The sequence below is a fragment of the Mucilaginibacter rubeus genome, from assembly GCF_003286415.2.
Lineage (GTDB): Bacteria > Bacteroidota > Bacteroidia > Sphingobacteriales > Sphingobacteriaceae > Mucilaginibacter > Mucilaginibacter rubeus_A.
Genome location: NZ_CP043450.1, coordinates 1,342,963 through 1,361,463 on the forward strand (window position 1 = coordinate 1,342,963; position 18,501 = coordinate 1,361,463).

The following is an 18,501-nucleotide window of genomic DNA, read 5'->3' on the forward strand; positions in this document are numbered from 1 at the left end:
CAGTGTAGCCGCCCCGAAAGGGGCGGTTTTTTTTGTGAGGTATCAACTATGGATATTAATAAGCAACCTCCACACTAACGCCATTAGCGCCCTGGTTTCTGATTTGACGCAGGTTGGTTCCATCTATATTGCATGAATACAGATAGTACAAAATTGAAGCTGGCGGTATTGTATGTGCCGAAAAAAATATTGTTTTGTGATCCGGAGATATTCTGATATTATCCGGAGCAATCACAATACCTGTTGGCATAGTGATATTAATTTTTTGCGGGTTGGAGCCATCAAAATTTGATGTCCATATAGCATTTGCCGGTTCGGTGGCGCCAGTCACGCCGTACAGCAATTTTCCGACTTGAGTAGCGGCATTAGCCGATATTTTACCGGTTGCATCTACAGAAATTGTTGTTCCGTCGGGGATTACACCGCCCAGTTTCGTTGTCGTAGCTGCTTGTAAGGTATAAGAATTGGGAGCTGATATTTTACCGGTTGCATCTACGGAAATTGTTGTTCCGTCGGGGATCACACCGCCCAATTTAGTTGTTGTTGCCGGTTGTAATGTATAAGAAGGTGTTTGTGAATTGGCTATTTTGGTGCAACTCATTTGAAAGATTGAAATTGCGATAGAAAATGCCATCAGCGCGGCGGCGCTTAAAAGTAATTTTTTCATGAAATTGTGATTAGATAATGTTGGTTTTTGTTTAGATATAATTAAGTAGGATATACGCTTATTGTGATAATCTGCCAGACAGATCTTCCAACAATTGATGCACTACACTATTGTTTGTAGTTTAACAGGTTTCGTTCTGTTGAGCAGCAATAATTCGTGATGATATTTACTGGTAATCTGAATTGTGGTATTGACCATAAGTGAGAAGGCGCGTGGTTTAGGCAAGACGAAAATAATAAATCGGTTAAAACATCACAAGCTTAATTGTAGCAGTAAACACGTTCCTCAATGTTCATCTCATTGTCATCAATAAAAATATAATTTTCATTTTCGACTTTTTGGTCTATTTTTGATTCGTCAAACAAAAACAACAATGGGCAAAGCAGAAAGAACCAGGCAATTCATTATCGAGACGGCAGCGCCGATCTTTAATGAGAAAGGTATAGCCGGTACTACCATTGATGACATCCTTGCCGCCACAAAAATGGCTAAGGGGGGCCTTTATGGGCACTTTGAAAGCAAGGACGAAATTGCGAGTGTAATGGTTAATTACCTGCTCGATAAGTTAAGCGATAAGGTAAATACCGTTATGGCTAAAGAAAAAACAGCCATTAAAAAAATCCTCGCTTTTATTGATATCTACAAAGATCCTATTGATTCATACATAGATGGCGGCTGTCCGATACTTAATTTTGGCGTTGAGGCTGACGATAACAATCCCATGCTTAAACAGAGGCTCAAAACAATGATTGAGGAAGGGCAGAAGGTTTTTGTGGAGATCATAAACAAGGGTGTTGCGGATGGTGAAATATCTTCTGAAATAAACGCCGCTGATTACGCGCTCAAGATGTTTACGCTGTTGGAAGGGGGAATGCTGGTATCAAGAGTGACTGGAAGTGGCAAATATATGAATAGCCTTGTGCGCATGCTCAAAAATGAATTGAAGGAGTACGAACTAAAATAATTTTTTTTTGATTATAAATAGACTTTTTGGTCGTTTTTAATCAAATGTAATAGAATAAAACACAATAACCGGAAACGGTATTTTTTAAAAATAAGAACCGACTAAAAAGTCTAAAATATAAAATCAATAAAACAAACATCATGAAAATTCAAAAAGTAATATTAGTAACCGGTGCCTCAAAAGGCTTTGGTTTAGAGATAGCTAAAACAGCATTGGCAGCAGGTGATAAGGTAATTGCCACTGTACGTAGCAAAGCCGATCAGCTGGCTGCTACATTAAGTAACAACCCTAACCTGTTGGTGGTAACAATGGACGTAACTAACGAAGCACAGGTTAAAGCCGCTGTTGCCGAAGGTTTGCTACGTTTTGGCAAAATTGACGTAGTGATCAACAATGCAGGTTATGGTATAGTAACCGCCATTGAAGAAGCCACTGATGCCGAAGTAAAAGCGCAATATGAAACTAACGTATTTGGTCTGTTGAATGTATTGCGTGCGGTATTACCTCATTTACGTGCTCAAAAATCCGGTCATATTATCAACGTTTCTTCATTATTTGGCTTTGATGCCATCCCGGGCTGGGCTTTGTATGGTTCAACCAAGTTTGCGGTTGAAGGTATTTCAAAAGGCCTTGCTGCAGAACTTGCTCCACTCAATATTAAAGTAACCGTAGTTGAACCGGGCTTGTTCAGCACCGAGTTCCTGAGCGCGGAATCATATAGTGCTGCAAAAAATATTATTGCCGATTATACCGAAACCGTTGGTCCGATGAGAACGGGTGCCGATCAGTTACACGGTAACCAGCCCGGCGATCCAAAGAAATTGGCTAAGGTTGTAGTTGATATCGCTCATAACGAAAACCCTCCGTTACACCTGCCTATCGGTAAAGATGCTGTTGGTATGTATAAAGCCAATGCCGAAAAAACAAGCAAAGAAATTGATCAATGGATAGCGGTATCAACCAGTACCGATCATGATCACGTTGCTACAAAATAATCAAACACAATTCACTCAACATTAAAATAGAAAATATCATGTCAACTAAAAAAATAGCTTTAATAACAGGCGCAAACCGCGGTATAGGTTTTGAAACCGCTAAACAATTAGGCGAAAAAGGCGTGGCCGTAATAGTGGCTGCCCGTAAACTGAGCGCAGCTGAAGAAACCGCGGTTCAATTAACCGAACAAGGAATTGAAGCATATGGCGTTCAACTGGATGTTACCAATGCCGATGAAAGAAAAGCGATTGCCGCCTACATCGAAAACAAATTTGGTAAACTGGATATCCTGGTAAACAACGCCGGCGTTGGCCCCAAAGACAATGATCTTTTTGTTAAAAAGACCGTTGCTACAACTGCCGATGAATTTGAATATATCTTTAATACCAACCTGTTCAGCATTGTATATCTTACCAATGAGCTGCTTCCTTTGCTTAAAAAGAGTGAGGCTGGTCGTATAGTTAACCTGTCGAGCATATTGGGTTCAATAACTATACATGCTACTGAAGGCAGCCCGATAGCTGATTTCAAACGCTTATCGTATTCAGCATCGAAAGCAGCTTTGAATGTGTTTACCGTTCTTTTGGCGGATGAATTAAAAGGTACTAAAATCAAAGTGAATTCAGCACATCCGGGTTGGGTACAAACAGAATTGGGTAGTGTTGAGCACGCACCTATGAGCGTTCCTGACGGTGCCAAAACCAGCGTTGAACTATCGCTTATTGGTGAAGACGGCCCTAACGGCAGGTTCATCCACCTTGGTGAAGAACTTCCATGGTAAATTGAACTGACCTCAATTGTTTTCTGGAGCGTCGTTGCCTTTAATAGGGTAGCGGCGTTTTTTGTTTTCTGTTGGATTATTTTTTCAAAATATTTGCGCAAGCAAATGCTTGCATTTATATTTGCAAGCAAATGCTTGCTTAATTATGAAAGCCAGAAGAGACGTTTACCAGGCGGTTGCTGATCCAACCCGAAGAGCCATCATTAATATGATTGCCACCCAGCCACACAACGTGAACACCATAGCCGCAAACTTTGATGTTACACGTCAGGCCATATCCTTACATATCCAGATTCTGGCCGATTGCGGTTTGATTAATGTTAAACAGCAGGGGCGCGACCGGATCTGCGAGGCCCGGCTTGATCAGCTTAGCGAGATCTCGGCCTGGGTTGATCAATACCGCCAGCATTGGGAAAGTAAAATAGATAGTCTTGAGAAATATGTAGTACAACTAAAAAATGAGAGAAATGGAAAACAATCAAAGTAACACTGCCAATCGCGAATTGCGCTTAACACGAACCTTAGATGCCCCGATTGAGCTGGTATGGGAAGTATGGACCCAGCCCGAACATATTGCCCAATGGTGGGGGCCCGACGGTTTTACCAATACCATCAGCAAAATGGAAATTAAGCAGGAAGGGGAGTGGGACCTGGTGATGCATGGCCCCGACGGTACCGATTATAAGAACAAAAGTGTGTTTAAAGAAATTGTTCCGCTTAAAAAAATAGTGTACGAGCATGTAAGCAGTCCGAAGTTTGTTGCTACAATTGAGTTTGAAGAGCAAGGGGAGCAAACCTCCCTGAGCTGGCATATGCTTTTTGAATCGCATGAGCAGTTTGTACAGGTGGTAAAAACATTTAAAGCCGATGAGGGCTTAAAACAAAATATCGAAAAGTTGAATCAATATTTGAAAGAGGCGAGCAAAAGATGATCTCTGTAGTAGCTCGATATTCTCACCGCTATTCGAAGTCTCTGACTTCGAATTTGCTATGCCTGTAGTTTGTAACTACAGGCTGCTACAATGAAATACGCTGTAGTTGCAAACTACAGGCATAGTCGACGAAGTCAAAGACTTCGGTCAGCATATCAGCGTATAATAATCCTATCTGTAGATTAATCTGTTATCATCCAAAGCGTTATTGTTCAATAACGCTTTGGTTTTTTATCGACAAATCACATCTGCACATTTGAAATCTGCACATCTGTAATCCCTACTTCCGTCTGCACATCTGAAATCTGCACATTTAAAATCTAAAATTCTTCCGCTTTTCACCGATATAAATCCGGTGTTCGCCGACTAAAACCTGCTGTACATCTAATTTGCCCGAAACCCCTGTAACGTTTTAAAAATGGGGGCGTCTTATGAGTGTATTAAATGAAATAGAAACACAAATAATTGACAATCAAAATATTAATCATCATGAAAACTACAATATTAACAATCGCAACCTCTTTAGTTTTAGCACTTGGAGTAACAACCGCAGCCAACGCAGCAACCAAAATAGATAACGGCGCAGCCGTAGTTTTAAACAACGTAAGCAAGATCAACAAGATCGAAGTTCGCGGTAACGTTGAAGTATATGTATCAGCCGGCGAAAACGAAAATGTTAAAGTTTACAACAAATATTATTCAGAAAGCGCGCTTGTACAAAACAACAACGGTACCTTACGCATCACTTCATATAAAAACGAAAAACTGGTAGTTTGGGTAACTGCCAATGATCTTAAAGCTATCGATGCTTATGATAATGCCGAAGTTAAATCATTCGGAAAGCTTGCCGCTCTTGATTTGAACGTTAACCTTTACAATAATGCATCTGCTAAATTAAATGTTGAAGCTTACGCTGCAACCGTAAACGTTAATGACAAAGCTAAAGCTGAATTTACCGGTACTGCCGATGTTTACACCCTGAACCACACCAAAGAATCATTTGTAAATAACAATGCATTTGCCGCAGTAAGCTTCACCGATAAAGTAACCAACGCTCCTGCTAAATACACCGTTGAAAACGAGTTTGCAGGTCTTTAATACCTTACTTTTGCAAAAGTCTATCATATATTCAAAAGCTATCACCTAAAATGTGGTAGCTTTTTTTAATTTTGATGTAACACTAAACCGCCATTCGGCGTCATAACAACCAAACTATGAAAAATTACCTTTCTACCTTCACTATAGCAGGCGCATTTATATCTACAGCCATATTATCATCATGTAACTACAGGTGCGTACACGGTTCGGGAAACCAAACTACCGAAAAACGCAAAGCCGAAGATTTTAAAAAAGTTGAAATTTCGGGCGCGTTTAAAGTTCACCTGAAACAGGACAGCTCATTAACCATTGATATCAAAGCTGACGATAACCTGATCAAATACATTTCGACGTCGGTTGAAAGCGGTACACTACATATCAAATCAAAAAAGAATTTCTGTGATCCCGGAGATATGGTGATCAATATTGGCGTAAAAAACCTTGAAGAAATTCAGGCTGCAGGCGCGGTTGAAGTTAATTCGGACGGTAAGCTGAATGCTAAAGATTTTAAGCTTGATCTTTCAGGCGCTACCAAGATAACCCTTGATCTTAACGCGGCCAATGTATCAACCGAAGGTAGTGGCGCTACAGAAGTGAGGCTTACAGGCCAGGCTGCATCGCATAAAATTGACCTGAGTGGTGCCGGTAAAATAGAGGCATTTGATTTTGTTGTGGGTGATTATGATATTGAAACATCGGGTATTGGCCATTGCAAGATCAATGTGCTTAAAACGCTGAATGTACATACCAGCGGCGCATCCGAAATTCAATATAAAGGTTCTCCGTCTACCGTGAATAACGATAAATCGGGAGCCTCATCTATCAAAAAAGTTGACTGATCGACCTTATAATTAAAGTATAACAAAGGGGCCGGGATCTAACTAATTCGCGGCCCCTTTGATTTATTAACCTCTTATCACTAATTAAAAATGAAAAAGTTTTTAAAATGGACAGCCTATGCAGTTATAGTACTTGTCCTGATTGCCATTGCCGGCGTATCGTACATTACACTGGCCCTGCCCAACGTGGGCCAGCCTGAAGCTATTAAAATAGATGCTACGCCGCAGCGCATTGCCCGCGGTAAGTATCTTGCCAACAACGTTACCCTGTGTATGGATTGCCATTCGGCCCGTAACTGGAGCACATTTGCCGCTCCCGCCGACTCGGCCATTTTAGGTTCCGGAGGCGAAAAGTTTGATGCCTCTGCGGGGTTCCCGGGTACGGTGTATTCGCCCAATATTACCCCTTTGAATTTAAGTAACTGGACAGACGGAGAGATTTTCAGGGCGATGACCACCGGTGTTAAAAAAGATGGCTCGGCGATATTCCCAATAATGCCATGGCCATATTACGCGAAGATGGATAGGGAAGACCTTTATTCCATCATTGCCTACCTGCGTACTTTAAAACCTAACGGTAAAAATTATCCCGGGCATCAGCTCGATTTTCCGCTCAATATTATTGTGCATACCATGCCGCAAAAGGCAGCCTTGGGTAGTATTCCCAACCCGGCGGATACCATTAAATATGGTGCTTATTTGCTCAATGCCGCGGCCTGTAAAGAATGCCATACACAAGCTGATAAAGGTAAACTGAACGAGGCTATGGCTTTTGCCGGTGGGCAGGGTTATATTGTGCCGGGAGGCAGCAAAGTGTTTTCCGCTAATATTACGCCCGACAAGGAAACCGGCATAGGCAACTGGACAAAGGAGCAGTTTGTTAGCAGTTTCACTCAATACGCCAACGGAAAAGTACAGCCAACACCGGTAAAACCGGGCGATTTTCAAACCATTATGCCCTGGTGGAAATACGCGGGTATGAAAACATCCGATCTGGAAGCGATTTACGCTTATTTAAAAACAATAAAGCCCATTAGCAACCACGTAGTGAAATTTGAAAGAAATAGGAATTAGAGGTTGGAGATTGGGTTTAAACGCCCATAATATTGTCTGAACTTGAATTTATTGAATTAAAGAATTTAAAGCTGATTTTCGATCAATTCTAAAAATTCGTTTAATTCAGGTTCAGACAAATTATACCCCATTGTTATGCTGTCCTACCGTTCAAGCCGTTTAAAAGCAGTTTCATTTTCCTCGAAAACAATATAAAATCAACAGCAAATTAAAAATAAATTCATACTTTTGCGCCTCGAATTTTGTATAGCACCAATTAGGTTTTAGGCTATATTTCAAAGGATTAAATTAAATACCCGGTAAAAGATGAATATTACACAGGAAAAAATTAATGACCTGAGCGCAGTTGTTAAAATTAACATCAACCCTGAAGATTATCAGCCACGTGTTGAAAAAGCTATAAAGGAAAATGCTAAAAAAGCAAAACTTCCTGGTTTCCGTCCGGGCATGGTGCCTGCAGCGCACATCAAAAAAATGTACGGCAAAAGCATCCTTGTTGACGAGATCAATAACCTGTTACAAGATACTTTAAATAACTACATCGACGAGCAAAAACTGGCCGTATTAGGTCAGCCGCTTCCTGCTCTTGATGATAACAAAGAATATAACTGGGATTTTGCCGATAACTTTGAGTTTAGCTATGAATTAGGCTTAGCTCCTGAGTTCAGCATCGACTTTTCATCAGCAGATAAATTAACGCAATACGTTATCAAAATTGATGACGAAACATTGGCTTCACGTATCAAAAATATCCGTCGCAGCTATGGCAAAATGACAAATCCTGACGTATCGGCAGACGATGACGTTCTTTACAGCGATTTGGTTCAACTTTCTGCTGATGGTAGTGTTTTTGAGGATGGAATTACCAACACCGCGTCTGTACGTTTAGATCAGATCAAAGATGAGGCTATCAAAGCTTCATTGATCGGTTTGAAAAAAGGCGACGTTGTTACGTTTGATATCCGTAAAGCTTTTGATAACGATGCAGCAAAAATTGCAGGTTTATTAAAAATTGAAGAGGATGACGCAGCTGATTTAAGAGGCGACTTCCAGTTAACTGTTAAAAACGTTAACCGTTTAGAAGAAAGCGATCTTAACCAGGAGTTCTTTGACAAATTATTTGGTGAAGGTACAGTGACTACCGAAGAGGAATTCAGGACTAAAATTACTGAAGAGCTTGAAAGCATGATGGTACAGGATTCTGACCGCAAGTTGCAGGACGATATGTACAAATTAGCTATCGCTAAAGTTGATTTTGCACTTCCAGATGAGTTCCTGAAACGTTGGTTAAAAGCCACTAACGAAAAACTAAGCGACGAGGAATTAGAAGGTGGTTACAATGATTTTGCTCAAAACCTGAAATGGACTTTGATCGAAAACAAGATAATTACTGATAACACTATCGAAATTAAATATGAAGATGTGTTTGAATTAGCTAAGATCCGTTTAGATCAACAGTTCAGGATGTACAGCCCAACCCCGATCCCTGAAGATCAGTTAGGTCAGTACACTGTTCAGTACTTGCAAAATAAAGACAACGCTAACAAAATATTTGAAGAGGTAAAAGCATTAAAGGTATTTGACTATATCAAAAATGTAATCACTTTAGATAAGCAGGATATCCTTTACACTGATTTCAGTGCATTGGTTACCGCAGCTCAGTAAGCAATTTTGAATCGCCCTTGTTAGGGTAGGTTTTATAATATATTCACCAAAAGCAACTCACAAGGTTGCTTTTGGTGTTTTTCCCTAATCCTGAACCCAGCGTCATTGCGAGGTACGAAGCAATCCCCGATTAACAGAATGCATAAGCAAGTCGCCCTGTAAAGTTTGGGATTGCTTCGTGCCTCGCAATGACGGGTTGGAGATGGCTGCTTTTGCTATCTTGTCGCTCAACGTTGGCGTTGTTACCAACATTTTGCCGCAACCTCAACTCTTAGTTTTTGACTAAAAAATTCCGGTTTAGTCACTGCGCTCTCATTAAAAAATTACTTAATAAAAACTATCTTGCAAAAAATCTATTCAACTAAAAACTATATTTATCGCGGGTAAGACGCCCGCATTTCCTAACGAACAACAAACAAAAACCATGAGCAGTAATATCGATAAAAACGAATTCAGAAAATATGCTGTTAAGCATCACCGCATTAACAGCCTTTATGTAGACAAATATATTGCAGGTGTTGAAAGAGGTAATATGCCAACAGGCGGTATCACTACCGTACCTACCGGCATGACCCCATATATCCTTGAAGAGCGCCAGCTTAATGTACAGGCCATGGACGTGTTTTCACGTTTAATGATGGACCGTATCATTTTCCTGGGCGATGCTATTTATGATAATATTGCAAACATTATCCAGGCTCAGTTGCTTTTCTTACAGTCGGCTGATGCTAAACGCGATATCCAGATCTACATCAACTCGCCAGGTGGCTCGGTTTATGCAGGTTTAGGTATCTATGATACTATGCAGTTTATATCAAATGACGTGGCTACCATCTGTACAGGTATGGCCGCTTCAATGGCTGCAGTATTGTTAGTAGCCGGTACCGAAGGTAAAAGGGCAGCGCTTCCGCATGCAAGGGTGATGATTCACCAGCCATCAGGCGGTGCGCAAGGTCAGCAGTCAGATATTGAGATCACCTACCAGGAGATCACCAAATTGAAAAAAGAGTTGTACCAGATCATTGCTGATCATAGCGGTGCACCTTACCAAAAAGTTTGGGATGCATCTGACCGTGACTACTGGATGATTGCCGAAGAAGCCAAAGAATTTGGTATGGTTGATGAGATTTTAAAAGGTAACAAAGGAAAATAATTTTTTAAACCTTCAGTTCTAAGTCTTAAGTTTGAAGTCAGAAAAAAAATTGACTTCAGGCTTAAGGCTTGGTACTTATGGTTGTAGACTTTGTTTTCTGACACTAATTATTTAACTTTGAGTAAGAAGACGAATCAGATGAATAAAAACAGCAAGGAGATCAGGTGTTCATTTTGCGGTGCCGGTAAACAGGATTCCCTGATGTTAATAGCAGGACTTGATGCACACATTTGCGATAAATGTGTGAACCAGGCCAATGAAATATTGGCTGAAGAGTTGAAGGTACGTAAAGTGAAGTCATCGCCTCTGGCGCCGGCCTTGCTTAAGCCATCAGAAATGAAGGCCCACCTTGATCAATATGTTATTGGTCAGGATGATGCCAAAAAGATACTTTCTGTAGCTGTATATAATCATTACAAGCGCTTAAACCAGCGTGTTGATAAAGATGAAGTTGAGATTGAAAAATCAAACATCATCATGGTTGGTGAAACCGGTACAGGTAAAACCCTGTTGGCCAAAACACTTGCCAAAGTACTAAACGTTCCGTTTTGTATTTGCGACGCCACCGTACTAACCGAAGCCGGTTATGTAGGGGAGGACGTTGAAAGTATCCTAACCCGCTTACTTCAATCTGCTGATTATGATGTAACCCTTGCCGAAAAAGGTATCGTTTACATTGATGAGGTTGATAAAATTGCCCGTAAAAGTGATAACGCTTCTATAACCCGCGATGTATCCGGCGAAGGTGTACAACAGGCTTTGTTAAAGATATTGGAAGGTACTATGGTTAACGTACCACCTCAGGGCGGTCGTAAACACCCTGATCAGAAAATGATCACGGTAAATACCAGCAATATCCTTTTCATTTGCGGTGGTGCATTTGATGGTATTGAAAGGAAAATCGCGAACCGTTTACGTACCCAAACGGTTGGTTACAAACTTAAACGCGACGAAGGAGATATCGACACCAAAAACTTCTACAAGTATATCACTCCTCAGGATCTGAAATCATTTGGTTTGATCCCTGAGTTGATTGGTCGTTTACCTGTGCTTACTTACCTTAATCCACTGGATAGGGAAGCGTTGCACAATATCCTTACCGAACCTAAAAACTCATTATTGAAACAGTACAAAAAACTGTTTGAATATGAAGGTGTAAAACTCGACTTTGAAGACGAGGTACTCGATTTTATTGTTGATAAAGCAATGGAATTTAAGCTTGGTGCAAGGGGCTTACGCTCAATTTGTGAGGCTATTATGATTGATGCCATGTTCGAGTTCCCATCTAAAAAAGATGTGAAACGCCTGAATGTAACATTGGACTACGCACACGAGAAGTTTGAAAAATCTGATCTGAAAAAGTTAAAAGTAGCTTAACGCACAGTATATAAGTAAACACTTATATTTATTAAAAAATAAAGCGCGCCCTGGTTCCTATACCGGGGTTTGCTGTATAAAAAGAAATCATATGAACGAAGAATTAGATGTAAAAAAGGACGGAGACAACGTCCAAAAAGTAAAAGAGGTACATACCCCAATTAAATCGGGCCTCAAAACAAAAGAAGCAATTGTAGCTAACTGGCTGCCACGTTATACCGGCCGACCGCTTGAAGCATTTGGCGAGTATATTATTCTTACCAATTTTTCAAAGTATATCCAGCTGTTTTCGCAGTGGAATGATAACGCGCCTATAATGGGGCTTGAAAAGCCCATGCAGAGTGTTACGGCCAACGGTATTACTATTATTAACTTTGGTATGGGCAGTTCGGTTGCAGCTACCGTAATGGATCTGCTTACTGCTATTCACCCTAAAGCCGTGATATTTTTAGGTAAATGTGGTGGACTTAAAAAGAAGAACAACGTAGGCGACCTGATATTGCCAATAGCTGCCATTCGTGGCGAAGGTACATCAAATGACTATTTACCACCCGAAGTGCCTGCATTGCCGTCATTTGCGCTGCAAAAAGCCATCTCGACTACCATTCGTGATTACTCACGCGATTACTGGACAGGCACCTGCTACACCACTAACCGACGCGTTTGGGAGCATGACAAAAACTTTAAAAAGTATTTGAAAGATCTGCGCGCCATGGCTGTTGATATGGAAACCGCAACAATTTTCACTACGGGTTTTGCCAACAAGATCCCTACGGGTGCCCTGCTGTTGGTATCAGACCAACCAATGATCCCCGAAGGTGTTAAAACCGCCGAAAGTGACTCATCTGTAACCGAGCAATTTGTTGAAACACACCTGCATATCGGTATCGAATCCTTAAAGCAGTTGATCAATAACGGGTTAACGGTTAAGCATTTGAAATTCTAAGGAACCATGATTTTTAGGATTTAAGGATTACCTGATAAATGATATCAAGAAATCCTTAAATCAGGAAAATCAAGGTTCTAATCAACGACCACCTGTTTCATCCCCTCTCTGCCGTAAAATACCGGGAAATACATCATCTCGGCTTTCGCTGGGTTTAGGGTGTATTTACCGTTGTAACGGGGGATGAGGTTAATGCTGAATGTATATTTACCCTGTTTAAGGGAACGGCAAAATATACTTACCTTCTCTTTAAAATATTCGCGGTGCACCTCGTTGTTTTGCCACGCTTGGTCCTTGCTTTCGTATGAGCATCCGGCGGGTATCGGGATTTCTACCATCACAAAATCCGCATCGCCGCGTACTGTTACTTCCGCTTTTAGTAATACAGGCTCGCCGCCTTTTAAGGTAGTAACTGTCTTTTCCTTACGTTCAAACCAGGTATCTACCGTAAAATCTTTGCTTACCTTTTCGGGCTTGCTGTTCCAAAACTGCTGGTAGCCGGTAATGTAAACAGGCAAGCTACCTGTTTTATTAACACTAATCTGCTTGTCGGTTAAAGTAGCTGAGTAGGGGAATTTGCTGATAGTTTTTGTATCGCTGCCATTCAATGTAATTTCCGATGGTTTAACCTGTTTATTTTCAATCAGGAGATCGGGGAGGATAGTTTCCAGGATCAGGGCCGATTCATAAGTATTGCGCCAATCGCCATGACGGCGTTGTTCAAGGAAGTAACCCCTTATCTTACTCAATAATTCAGGGTGGCTACCTTCGTTTTTAATAATATGGTAGGCCAATATGCTTAACTGTATCGAGTTATCAAAAAAGCGGTAATCATCCTCACCCCAATACATATTGCCAAACATGGTGCGCTTGCTTGGTTTGAGCAGGCTGTCCATTTTTATAGGTAAGCCCGATTCCTGGCGTAATAACATCAGCCTCAATTTATCATAAACTAATAAGCCACCGCCAAACGGTTCGCGAGCTTTAGCTTGCTTTTTCTCGATGATTGCTACATACTTCTGGTAATCAACTTTTGCCTCCAGTTTATGAAGCAATTGCAAACAGAGTATTTTATCCCTGTCTTTATAGCTTTCCAGCTGGTAAACGAGGTAGTCGGTTAATTTTTGTTTATCCAGTTCAACAACAAAACCCTCTTTTTGAGCATTGACAAGGGCCTCAATTGCATGAAGGCTTATCCAGAGCTCTTCGTTACTATCTTTCCACCAACCCCAGGTGCCGTTGCCCCTGCGGTTTTCCTGCATTTTTTTTATTACCTCTCTTATATTCTTTTCATACTTGAAATCCTCACCCATGAACTTTTTGATGCGACGTTCCATGAGCAGGCCTTTCAGTTTGGAAGCGAGTTGCTCATTGCACAGGTATTTGTATTCTCGCAATTTCCGGGTTTCTTCTGCAAGCACGGGTAGTGCCGAGGCTTCGGCGCGGAAAGTTATGGGGCCCAAAGCCGGATCGAACTTAAGGCTTACTGTTGTATCGCGGTCGAGGGCTTCAAAAATTCCTTTTGTTTCTTTAACGCCCTGTGGCATTACAGGAATTTTGCGTTGTTCGCCGTCAAAATAGCCGTTATCGCGTTTAATAGTGTATTCAAAAGTGAGGCTATCTGTGGAGGTTGCCGTAATGCTTAAAGTATCTATTTTAGAGTTTTTAATCTCCAGCTCATCCTGCTTCAAGGTTTGGCCGTTGTATTTAAAAACACGGGTAAGTTTTGCGGTGTTGGTATTATAGTTCATTACTTTACCTATCAGGTTCATTTCATCGCCTGCAACAGCAAACTGCGGCGCGATGAAGTTAGCGCTTAGCGGTTTGTATGATTTGATATTGCTTTCGGCAAAACCGGTTTGCTTGTTACCGTTTATACCGATAATAAACGTCCGCCAGTTGGTGATATCATCGGGGTAAGTAACCATGAAGCTGGCTTTGCCGTGTTCATCGGTAGTTAGTTTAGGTTGCCAGTAGGCATAATCAGAAAAGTTTTTGCGCAGGGTTGATGTTCCGCCGGTCTGCGTAGTATCAGTCTTTTGGCCTCCGGCCAAACCGGGTTTAGCTTTAGTTTTGATCACAATGACGCCGTTGGCAGCGCGGGCGCCGTATATGGCTGTTGCGGCAGCCTCTTTTAGTATACTTAATTCTGCAATATCATCTTTATTAATATCAGACAGTGAAGCAACAATTTCGCCATCGACAACTACAAGCGGCGGTGCCGATGGTAAGGATGATACTCCTCTGATCATTACTTTAAGATTCGGGCTTCCGTCATTTACAGAAACACCGGGCACCTGACCAGCTAATCCATATGTTGCAGTACTAACAGATCCTGTGAGTTCTCTTCTCATCACCGTACCATAGCCAACAACTACAACCTCCTGCAATAGCTTTGAGCTTGATGTTAAAGCAAGTCTAAGCGTTTCTCCGGGATGTATGGGCACCTGTTGCGTTTCATAGCCTATATAGCTTATGATAAGCCTGCCGTTTTTAGGAACCTTTATTTTAAATCGGCCGTTTGCATCTGTAAACGTTCCGGTTGCCGCGCCTCTAACCCTTATACTAACACCAGCCGCAGGCTGATTGTCATTGCCTGAAATAATGCCGCTCATTGTATCCGCAAAGCTGCCAGAATCCAGGTATTTGTCATTAAAAGCCTCTTTTATTTTCAATGCATCGTTTTCTATCTCCCGGTCCCCGTTGGTATATGCTCCCGTGCGATTATTGATGATGTTGCTGATCCTGGTACCTACCGAATCTTTAGCGTGTGCAGGCAAGACTGTAAAATTGTAGAAATTGGTTCCTTGTATTTTTATGACAACGTTTTCTTTAATATCATAGTTATCGCCTTTAAGTAAAAATAAAACCCGGTACCTGCCTGCGTTAAGGCCAGAAACATAAGTAGTATTGCCCGGATAGATCATGATAAAGTCCGGATCGTTATATTTATAGATGATGATATTTTTGATCAGGAGCTTTTTATCTTCCGGCTGAGTAATATTCATGCTGAGCTTGCCTATCTCGCCGCTTATGGTAGGATTATTAAAAAGCGCCTGCGTATTGCTGCGCAGATCAAGGTATTGCTGCCAAACGTTTTCGGCATCGGGGCGGGTAAGCACCTCCTGGGTATAATCATCGGCAGTGCCCTGATAAGATGATAGCACAGGGTTGAAGGGATAAGCGGTCGCGATACTTTTTTGCTTGATAAGACCCTGTTCAAATTGAAATGAATAGCCCGGTTCGGTGGCAAAATATCTTGAGCCGCTGCCTTTAACTTCCAGATTAGCAAAGTTTTCGGCTAATGGGCCTACAAGTACACTATTGTACTGGCCTGGATCCGCGTTGATCATGAATACCTTTTCGCTTTGGGTTAGCAGGGCCATTTTCCAGCCAAAATTATTGATAATCGTAATCAGATAGCGGTTAATCAGGTCGCACTCATAAGTGCTCAGCGTATCAGAAACTTTTGTGAATTTCGCACTGTCTGCATTAATGCTGAAGATTAGCTTCTTCGATTTCGGTACATCAATTGTATCTACCCAAACGTTTTGATGGCTGGTCCTGAATCTGAACGAATGTTTGCCCGGCGATACCGCGAAGCTGTAGCGTTTAAGCTGCCGTGTTTGATCGAAATAAACCGGCCGGTTATCAATGTAAAGAATATGAACAGGTAACACATCGCCGTTTTTAACCACAAATGGTGCTACTTGTGTAAGCGAGTCTTTAGTATCTTCTTCAACCTGGTAAATTTTATCAGGATGCGTAAACTGGTAATAGGCAATGCTGTCCAATCCCATTTCCTTGCTCCAGCGTTTCCAGTTGAGCTGCAGCGTACCAATGATATTAAATCCGTTGGCCTCAAAGGCCGCTTTTTGCTTGCGATAGGTAAAATCTTTGCCCAGATAGGGTACATAGGGCGTTCTGTAATTAGTAAACTTACTGGTCATCGACCATGCTGTTAAATCGGCATTGGCTACAGGCTGACCTTTTGCATCGGTAACTACAATGTCTGTTTTAGCCTGTTGCCCGGGATAAACAGATACAGGCTGACGTACATTAATGGTCATGAGTTTATCGCGGTATACAATATCCGTGGCTTCGGTTCTGCTTTCGCCCACCCATATGCAATGCACCTGAAAATTCACCATGTTTTGGTCATTGTAGGCACGTGTATAAAACAGGTTATCGGCCTGCCCTGCATCTATCAACCTGTTACCACCAAATACCGAATACCAGAAATGCAGGTGACGCGGGTTTTCAACTTTTACAAATAATGAGTCGGCAGTGCGATAGCCCGAAAGCGAGATCCCGGAATCATTGTTTTTAAGGTAAAGGTCGGCATAGGTGCTGTCTGTCTGGATGTTGTAGTTATCGGCATAGGGGTTAATGATAGTTTTGGAGGGCAGCATTACCTTGATCTTTGATATAGTATCATAACGGGGATTCAGCGTGCTGATAGTAGCCATTGTTTTGATGGGCTCACCATTGTCAAATGCCTCGCTCACCAGTGTATCACCGCTTAGTTTGGCGGTGACGCGAAACCGGTTATACCGGTAACTCATATTATTATTGGCCGACTGACGCTCGTTGTTGCTGTTCAGAAATTCGGAATTGATGTAATAGGTAACATCAGCCTTGGGGAAAATAGAATCGGGAATAATGAGTTTGGTTTCACCAATAGCGTCGAGCTGTAGTTGGTGCGTCCAGAGTTGATCGGGTACAAAAGTGTAGTTCTGGCGGTGTGTGCCTGTGTTGCGGGTATAAAGCGTGATATTAACCCGGCCATCCGTAACAGGCAGGTTATTTTCGTCTACCGCTTTGAGGTATAAGGTAGCCGGGTTTCCGGGGTTGTGTTCTTCTTTATCAACCCGGGTGCTAAACGTTATCGATTTAAGTTCATATTCCTCGTATTTAAATTCACCGGTCATATAAACCTTGCGTTTGGCTAAAAAGCCCTCATCGTCATCTCCTTTATAATCGTCAAGTTTATATTTTTCGCTCGATGGATCTTCGAGTGATATCGTGTAATCTCTGTCAAGCGAAAGGTCAAGGCTATCAGTTAGCGCGAAGCTATATTCATAAGCTCCGTCACGATAACTTTTTACCCTGCCAATGATCTTGCCGTCTTCATCATTCCGGTATCTGAGCCGTATCAATAATTGAGCTGCATTGATGGGCTTTTTTGATTTTTTGTTTAAGATAAAAGCCTTGAATTTTACTGTATCGCGTGGCTTGTAAATAGCCTTGTTGAATACCATAAAACCCTCGTAATCATGCCCCGGCAAAGGACGATAGTGGGGCTTATTGCCTTTTTTGAACAGGTTTTTAAAGCGATTCCAGGTGGCCTTGAAAAAACTCATACCACGATATGGGTTGTAGCGGTAATAGGATGGTTTCTCCTGCTTTTTTATATTGTAGTAATTGGTAACGCCGGCGTAGTCTACTTTCAAAATAGTGCCTTTTTTTGAAGCATCGGCTATATATAAACCGGCCTTTGTATCATAAGCAATTGTGTGATTGTTGGTTTGTACCAAAGCATTATTGATGATTTTGCCTTCATTATCAAGCAAAATAAAGCGCAGGTCATAACGGTTATCCAGCAACTTTAAATTAGCCGAATGGTTTTCGATAAGGGAATAGCTGAGCAAATTCTTTTTAGCAACAACCTGCATGTAGTTGCCGGGAGGGAGGGTATTATCCCATTTGGTATTCGTTTTAAATGAATCTATGGGATTGCGCAGTATCTGCTCGTCGGGTTTTTTATCCGGGTGCTGGTAAAATTTCAGCACATCGTCGGCAGTTACTTTATATATGTAGGTATAAAAACTGTTTTGCCGGCTTGGTGTTAGCACATTTTGGGCAAATGTGGTAGTTATGCAAAAACTTAAGAAGCTGAAAAATAAAAACGATCTTTTTAGTGTTGCTTGCATGTTTAGGTGTATTTTGTGGTAATGGCCAGCGGTTTAATTATATTTATTTGTGTTTGCATTTAAGATGCAGATGTAT

At 41.5% G+C, this 18,501-nt stretch carries 14 protein-coding genes; 12 read left to right on the forward strand and 2 right to left on the reverse strand.

Annotated elements, in window-relative coordinates; genetic code table 11:
• Positions 1-55 precede the first annotated feature (55 nt).
• A complete protein-coding gene (locus tag DEO27_RS05560; RefSeq protein WP_112574035.1) occupies positions 56-667 on the reverse strand; it encodes a hypothetical protein in 612 nt (203 codons plus the stop codon).
• A 373-nt stretch (positions 668-1,040) separates the two neighbouring features.
• Here DEO27_RS05560 and DEO27_RS05565 point away from each other — a divergent pair, with 373 nt between their 5' ends.
• The 12 genes from DEO27_RS05565 (at position 1,041) to DEO27_RS05620 (ending at position 12,492) form a co-directional block, all read left to right on the forward strand.
• Positions 1,041-1,631: a TetR/AcrR family transcriptional regulator gene (locus tag DEO27_RS05565; protein WP_112574034.1), complete on the forward strand. Its 591-nt coding sequence runs from the start codon at positions 1,041-1,043 to the stop codon at positions 1,629-1,631.
• A gap of 140 nt (positions 1,632-1,771) precedes the next feature.
• Positions 1,772-2,626, forward strand: coding sequence for an oxidoreductase (locus DEO27_RS05570; RefSeq protein ID WP_112574033.1), 855 nt, complete (start codon positions 1,772-1,774; stop codon positions 2,624-2,626).
• Positions 2,627-2,664: 38 nt separating this feature from the next.
• Positions 2,665-3,408, forward strand: coding sequence for an SDR family oxidoreductase (locus tag DEO27_RS05575; RefSeq protein WP_112574032.1), 744 nt, complete (start codon positions 2,665-2,667; stop codon positions 3,406-3,408).
• Between the two features lie 145 nt (positions 3,409-3,553).
• Complete coding sequence (locus DEO27_RS05580) at positions 3,554-3,895, forward strand: ArsR/SmtB family transcription factor (protein ID WP_112574031.1); 342 nt, start codon at positions 3,554-3,556, stop codon at positions 3,893-3,895.
• Complete coding sequence (locus DEO27_RS05585) at positions 3,876-4,340, forward strand: SRPBCC family protein (protein WP_112574030.1); 465 nt, start codon at positions 3,876-3,878, stop codon at positions 4,338-4,340. The genes DEO27_RS05580 and DEO27_RS05585 overlap by 20 nt, the downstream gene beginning before the upstream one ends.
• Before the next feature lie 489 nt (positions 4,341-4,829).
• Positions 4,830-5,438, forward strand: a complete 609-nt coding sequence (locus DEO27_RS05590; protein ID WP_112574029.1) for a GIN domain-containing protein — start codon at positions 4,830-4,832, stop codon at positions 5,436-5,438.
• 116 nt (positions 5,439-5,554) lie between these two features.
• A complete protein-coding gene (locus DEO27_RS05595) occupies positions 5,555-6,277 on the forward strand; it encodes a head GIN domain-containing protein (protein ID WP_112574028.1) in 723 nt (240 codons plus the stop codon).
• 90 nt (positions 6,278-6,367) lie between these two features.
• Entirely contained in the window at positions 6,368-7,351 is a 984-nt protein-coding gene (locus DEO27_RS05600) for a c-type cytochrome (RefSeq protein ID WP_112574027.1), read from the forward strand.
• Between the two features lie 306 nt (positions 7,352-7,657).
• Positions 7,658-9,016, forward strand: a complete 1,359-nt coding sequence (tig, locus tag DEO27_RS05605) for a trigger factor (RefSeq protein WP_112574026.1) — start codon at positions 7,658-7,660, stop codon at positions 9,014-9,016.
• 424 nt (positions 9,017-9,440) lie between these two features.
• The gene (locus DEO27_RS05610) at positions 9,441-10,169 is read left to right on the forward strand and encodes an ATP-dependent Clp protease proteolytic subunit (RefSeq protein WP_112574025.1); all 729 of its coding nucleotides are present in this window, start codon (positions 9,441-9,443) and stop codon (positions 10,167-10,169) included.
• Positions 10,170-10,307: 138 nt separating this feature from the next.
• Complete coding sequence (gene clpX / locus DEO27_RS05615; protein ID WP_112574024.1) at positions 10,308-11,546, forward strand: ATP-dependent Clp protease ATP-binding subunit ClpX; 1,239 nt, start codon at positions 10,308-10,310, stop codon at positions 11,544-11,546.
• 91 nt (positions 11,547-11,637) lie between these two features.
• A complete protein-coding gene (locus DEO27_RS05620; protein WP_112574023.1) occupies positions 11,638-12,492 on the forward strand; it encodes an AMP nucleosidase in 855 nt (284 codons plus the stop codon).
• Between the two features lie 77 nt (positions 12,493-12,569).
• On the opposite strand, the gene DEO27_RS05625 is transcribed toward DEO27_RS05620, so the two are convergent.
• Positions 12,570-18,425, reverse strand: coding sequence for an alpha-2-macroglobulin family protein (locus DEO27_RS05625; protein ID WP_112574022.1), 5,856 nt, complete (start codon positions 18,423-18,425; stop codon positions 12,570-12,572).
• Positions 18,426-18,501 lie beyond the last annotated feature (76 nt).

Excerpts from the sequence above, each read along its gene's own strand:
- DEO27_RS05560 (WP_112574035.1), bottom strand. The coding sequence starts at position 667 with ATGAAAAAATTACTTTTAAGCGCCGCCGCGCTGATGGCATTTTCTATC.
- DEO27_RS05565 (WP_112574034.1), top strand. The coding sequence starts at position 1,041 with ATGGGCAAAGCAGAAAGAACCAGGCAATTCATTATCGAGACGGCAGCG.
- DEO27_RS05570 (WP_112574033.1), top strand. The coding sequence starts at position 1,772 with ATGAAAATTCAAAAAGTAATATTAGTAACCGGTGCCTCAAAAGGCTTT.
- DEO27_RS05575 (WP_112574032.1), top strand. The coding sequence starts at position 2,665 with ATGTCAACTAAAAAAATAGCTTTAATAACAGGCGCAAACCGCGGTATA.
- DEO27_RS05580 (WP_112574031.1), top strand. The coding sequence starts at position 3,554 with ATGAAAGCCAGAAGAGACGTTTACCAGGCGGTTGCTGATCCAACCCGA.
- DEO27_RS05585 (WP_112574030.1), top strand. The coding sequence starts at position 3,876 with ATGGAAAACAATCAAAGTAACACTGCCAATCGCGAATTGCGCTTAACA.
- DEO27_RS05590 (WP_112574029.1), top strand. The coding sequence starts at position 4,830 with ATGAAAACTACAATATTAACAATCGCAACCTCTTTAGTTTTAGCACTT.
- DEO27_RS05595 (WP_112574028.1), top strand. The coding sequence starts at position 5,555 with ATGAAAAATTACCTTTCTACCTTCACTATAGCAGGCGCATTTATATCT.
- DEO27_RS05600 (WP_112574027.1), top strand. The coding sequence starts at position 6,368 with ATGAAAAAGTTTTTAAAATGGACAGCCTATGCAGTTATAGTACTTGTC.
- tig (WP_112574026.1), top strand. The coding sequence starts at position 7,658 with ATGAATATTACACAGGAAAAAATTAATGACCTGAGCGCAGTTGTTAAA.
- DEO27_RS05610 (WP_112574025.1), top strand. The coding sequence starts at position 9,441 with ATGAGCAGTAATATCGATAAAAACGAATTCAGAAAATATGCTGTTAAG.
- clpX (WP_112574024.1), top strand. The coding sequence starts at position 10,308 with ATGAATAAAAACAGCAAGGAGATCAGGTGTTCATTTTGCGGTGCCGGT.
- DEO27_RS05620 (WP_112574023.1), top strand. The coding sequence starts at position 11,638 with ATGAACGAAGAATTAGATGTAAAAAAGGACGGAGACAACGTCCAAAAA.
- DEO27_RS05625 (WP_112574022.1), bottom strand. The coding sequence starts at position 18,425 with ATGCAAGCAACACTAAAAAGATCGTTTTTATTTTTCAGCTTCTTAAGT.